Origin of the sequence: Microcoleus sp. D3_18a_C4 (genome assembly GCF_036702415.1) — a bacterium.
Taxonomy (GTDB): Bacteria; Cyanobacteriota; Cyanobacteriia; order Cyanobacteriales; family Microcoleaceae; genus Microcoleus.
On record NZ_JAUBTI010000169.1, the window covers coordinates 1 to 3,847 of the forward strand.

6 protein-coding genes are annotated in these 3,847 nt (G+C 43.6%); 4 read left to right on the plus strand and 2 right to left on the minus strand.

What is annotated here, in order from left to right; translation table 11 throughout:
- Both QUB16_RS32180 and QUB16_RS32185 read left to right on the plus strand, forming a co-directional pair.
- Positions 1-189: hypothetical protein (locus tag QUB16_RS32180; RefSeq protein WP_333322372.1), on the plus strand; the 189-nt coding region annotated here is incomplete at its 5' end.
- Positions 190-507: 318 nt separating this feature from the next.
- On the plus strand, positions 508-630 hold the full coding sequence (locus QUB16_RS32185) for a hypothetical protein (RefSeq protein WP_333322385.1): 123 nt from the start codon (positions 508-510) through the stop codon (positions 628-630).
- A gap of 108 nt (positions 631-738) precedes the next feature.
- Here the strand turns inward: QUB16_RS32185 and QUB16_RS32190 are convergent, their stop codons facing one another.
- On the minus strand, positions 739-1,935 hold the full coding sequence (locus tag QUB16_RS32190) for a CapA family protein (protein WP_333322374.1): 1,197 nt from the start codon (positions 1,933-1,935) through the stop codon (positions 739-741).
- A 63-nt stretch (positions 1,936-1,998) separates the two neighbouring features.
- On the opposite strand from QUB16_RS32190, the gene QUB16_RS32195 reads away from it, so the two are divergent.
- Both QUB16_RS32195 and QUB16_RS32200 read left to right on the plus strand, forming a co-directional pair.
- Positions 1,999-2,976 carry a hypothetical protein gene (locus QUB16_RS32195; RefSeq protein WP_333322376.1) on the plus strand — a complete coding sequence of 326 codons (978 nt, stop codon included), beginning with the start codon at positions 1,999-2,001 and terminating at the stop codon, positions 2,974-2,976.
- Between the two features lie 78 nt (positions 2,977-3,054).
- Positions 3,055-3,615 carry a Uma2 family endonuclease gene (locus QUB16_RS32200; protein ID WP_333322378.1) on the plus strand — a complete coding sequence of 187 codons (561 nt, stop codon included), beginning with the start codon at positions 3,055-3,057 and terminating at the stop codon, positions 3,613-3,615.
- A 37-nt stretch (positions 3,616-3,652) separates the two neighbouring features.
- Here the strand turns inward: QUB16_RS32200 and QUB16_RS32205 are convergent.
- On the minus strand, positions 3,653-3,847 hold a 195-nt coding region (locus QUB16_RS32205; protein WP_333322379.1), incomplete at its 5' end, for a hypothetical protein.

A 3,847-nucleotide genomic window follows, 5' to 3' on the forward strand; every position in this document is an offset into this window, starting at 1 on the left:
GTCCCGCCCGTCCTTTTTGGACGGGCGGGACGCCCATCCCACTTTCAAGAGTGGAAGTTATTTAATTCTCATTCCATCGCCCGATCGCACGGATCGGATGTAACGATCGCCGGATTTGTAGGGAAACCGCACTACCGTACCCTGCTTTCGGGTAATATGGTTTTCCCTGACCAGGAATTTCAAAGGTAGTACCGGCTACGTAATTTATCCGTGGAATCAATCCCAAATCGAAAATCGAAAATCCTCAAGAAAGAGCATTTATCCGTGGGGTCGCCTCTAAAATCTAAAATCTAAAATCTAAAATCGATTGACGCACCCTACATCAGTGACTATTTGGTTTGAGAGGCGGGCGATCGCTCCTCCTGGACTAAATACTCCTGTTCCTAACGGTAAATTGTTATTAGCAAGGAGCCGTTTTGATTGGAAGACGAGCGACAATGACTATTAGAATATCAAAAGGATACAATTGTTAGCAAAAACAGCGGTGGCGGTGCTACTTATGCTAAAATTGCTGCGGCTAGGGAACTGGGAATTCCGGTTGTGATGGTGCAGCGCCAGCAGATTCCCGCTGTGGAGCAGGTTGCTGATGTTGAAGGGGCGATTTATTGGCTAATTCACCAGTTGAATTGAATTGAACCGCGAAGACGCGTTCGGCGAAGCCGTTCCCTTTCCCCGCAGGGGTTCGGTGAAGGGTAGGGTAGGACGCGAAGGAAGAGGGAGCAGAAGCGCAATTACCAATTACTCGGATTTCTGCTGACTATTCAAAGAGTTAAGATGATTGTTCATATCCTGCAAATATTTTGATAAAACAGGATACTGTGAAGTTGCTAGCAGTGCATCTTTTTTCTGGGTGACTGTTGTTTCTAATGGCAAAACGCGATAGTTAGTTTTATTGTTCTGAGTATAGCGGTGTACCCAAGTAGGATATGTTTTTACATCTGTAATTTCTGTGGTTTTTTCGGGAAATTTTTTGCGAATATTTACTTGCAAAATCACGCCTAAGTCTGTATATTTTTTATTCTGACCGGAAATGAAGTTTCCCATTGAATAAATGGCTACAGCTTTGCGGGTTTTGCCATTTTGGCCGGGAAAATTAAAAATTTTGTAAGGTTGGACGACGTGGGGATGGCTGCCGAGAATGATGTCTGCACCAGCTTTTAATAGGTTTTCAACTAATTGTTTTTGTTGGGTGTTTGGCTGTCGCTGATATTCATCGCCAAAATGCAGGGAAATTGCGATAATATCTGCTCCTTGTTTGCGGGCTTTGGCAATGTCTTTGACTATCTTTTTTTCGTCGATTAGGGAAACTAAGTAATCTTTGCCTTTGGGTATGGGAATGCCGTTTGTGCCGTAGGTGTAGGCTAGCTTGGCTAATGAAATGTTGTTTTTGGTGCTGATAAAAGTGCGATCGGCTGCGGCGGCTGATGTGGCTGTTCCTATGGCAGCAATTTTGCGATCGCTCAGATTGGCGATCGTCCTAATTACTCCTTTTTCTCCCCGATCTAAAGCATGATTGTTCGCCGTTGTCAAGATATTAAATCCAGCTTTTTTAGTCGCATCCGCTAATTGAGCCGGTGCGTTAAATAGCGGATATCCCGTATATCCGCCCGCATCGGAGCCCGCTAAAGGTGTTTCGAGATTTCCGATCACCCAATCGCCTGTTGACAGGATACTTTTAACTGGTGCGAAGAAATTGTCAAAATTGTATGTTTTCTTTTTTGCGTCGTAGCCCGATCGCGTTTGGGTACTGTGCATCATAATGTCGCCGACAGCAATTAGTGTTGCTTCTTTGATCTCAGACTGTGGTTTGGGGGGAACAGGGGCTGCAATTGGCGATCGACTTTCTGTAGGCTGTGTGTTGGTTTGTGGCGTTTCGATATTGCAGCCTGCGATCGAAAGCATGGCTATTAGCGAGAGCAACCGACGAAAATCCATGATTTTTAAGAGTGATTTGTCGGCTTATATGGTATCATAACTAATTTAGTTACGGCTAAATAGATGAAAAAAAACTATCTAATTATTGCCTTTATTGTTTTTGTATCAATTACGGGTTTTGGCGTTTTAACTTACGCTCAAACTTCCAGCGAAAGACCTTTTGAATTTGCCTTAATTGGCGATTTGCCCTACAGTGCCGAACAGGAAGCACAATTTCCGAGTTTGATTGCAGATATCAATCGATCGCCCGCAGCGTTTGTCGTCCACGACGGCGATATTAAAAACGGTTCTAGTGTCTGCGATGATGCAACTTTTGTCAGCCGCAAGCAGTTATTTGACAATTTTGAGATACCGTTTATTCTAGCTTATGGTGACAATGAATGGACGGATTGCCACCGTTCAAAAAATGGCAGTTACGATCCAGTAGAAAGACTGGCTAAACTGCGGGAAATATTTAGCAACGGTAATCAAAGTTTGGGAAAGCGCACCTTAACTCTCACCCGTCAAAGCGAAAACCCGCAGTTTGCTAAATTCCGCGAAAATGTTCGCTGGATTTATCATGGAGTTGTGTTTTTCGCGATTAATATGCCGGGAAGCAACAACAATTTTGGTCGCACTCCCGAAGCAGATGCAGAATATGCCGATCGCAATTGGGCTAACTTAGCCTGGATCAAAGAATGTTTTGCTTTAGCCAAACGCAGCAACAGCAAAGGAATTGTGTTAGTTGCACAGGCAAATCCGGGATTTGAATTCGATCCGACGGACAAAAGAAGAAGCGGCTACAACGATTTTATTGCAACTCTGGAAACAGAAACAGGCAATTTCCCAGGGCAGGTTGTATTCGTCCACGGCGATACTCACTATTTCCGCATCGATAAACCTTTACCCTATTTTACCGATGAGACTCAACTACCGAGAATGAAAAATTTTACTAGAGTTGAAACTTTTGGTTCTCCAAACGTGCATTGGTTGCGGGCTTTTTATGACCCGAAAAATCCTAATTTGTTTGAGTTTAAGCAGCAGATTTTTCTGGAAAATTAGGCGAGGCAACACAAATTTTATGCCAAAAAAATATTTTTAGGATTAAACTGAAGATAGGTAGAATTGAGGAATTTATTTATGACGATCGCAACTGAGCGCCTCACCCTTGAAGAATTTCTGAAACTGCCAGAAACCAAACCTGCTAGCGAATATATTGAGGGGGATATTATCCAAAAACCTATGCCGAAAACAAAGCATAGCTTATTGCGATTAAAAGCCTGCAACGAAATTAATCAGGTGACGGAAACTCCCAAGATAGCTTATGCGTTTCCAGAGTTGCGGTGTACGTTTGGCGGTCGATCGATTGTTCCAGATATTGCGGTACTATTGTGGGAACAAATTGAATTTGATGAGAGCGGTGAACCGTTGGATGATGTGCTAATTGCACCGTATTGGGCGATCGAAATCCTGTCGCCACAACAAAGCTCAAATCGCGTAACTAAAAAAATTATTCACTGTCTTCAACATAATTGTCAGTTGGGGTGGCTAATCGATCCAGACGATCGATCGATTTTAGCGTTTTTGCCCAACCAACAACCGCAATTCTGCGAAGGTAGCGATGTCGTTCCTGTACCCGAAATGATTCCCCTGAATATCACCGCCGAACAGGTGTTTAGCTGGTTGAGAATGCAAGAATGAATCAGGGCGATCGTCTTTTTTTACATCACATCCGGTTTTAAATCTCCTTTTCTTTAAAGTCTCGCGTTGCGCGGAGGCAAGGGAAGTGTAGTTGCGGTTGAAACCGCCGATCGTAGGGGCGGGTTTCACCGACAATAATTGTTAATAATCGACAATATAGTAAACCCGCCCCCACCCAACGGTCAATCCCCATATATGTTTTTCTCCGGCGAGCAAAATCAAGGTTCATGTA

Excerpts from the sequence above, each read along its gene's own strand:
- QUB16_RS32190 (WP_333322374.1), bottom strand. The coding sequence starts at position 1,935 with ATGGATTTTCGTCGGTTGCTCTCGCTAATAGCCATGCTTTCGATCGCA.
- QUB16_RS32195 (WP_333322376.1), top strand. The coding sequence starts at position 1,999 with ATGAAAAAAAACTATCTAATTATTGCCTTTATTGTTTTTGTATCAATT.
- QUB16_RS32200 (WP_333322378.1), top strand. The coding sequence starts at position 3,055 with ATGACGATCGCAACTGAGCGCCTCACCCTTGAAGAATTTCTGAAACTG.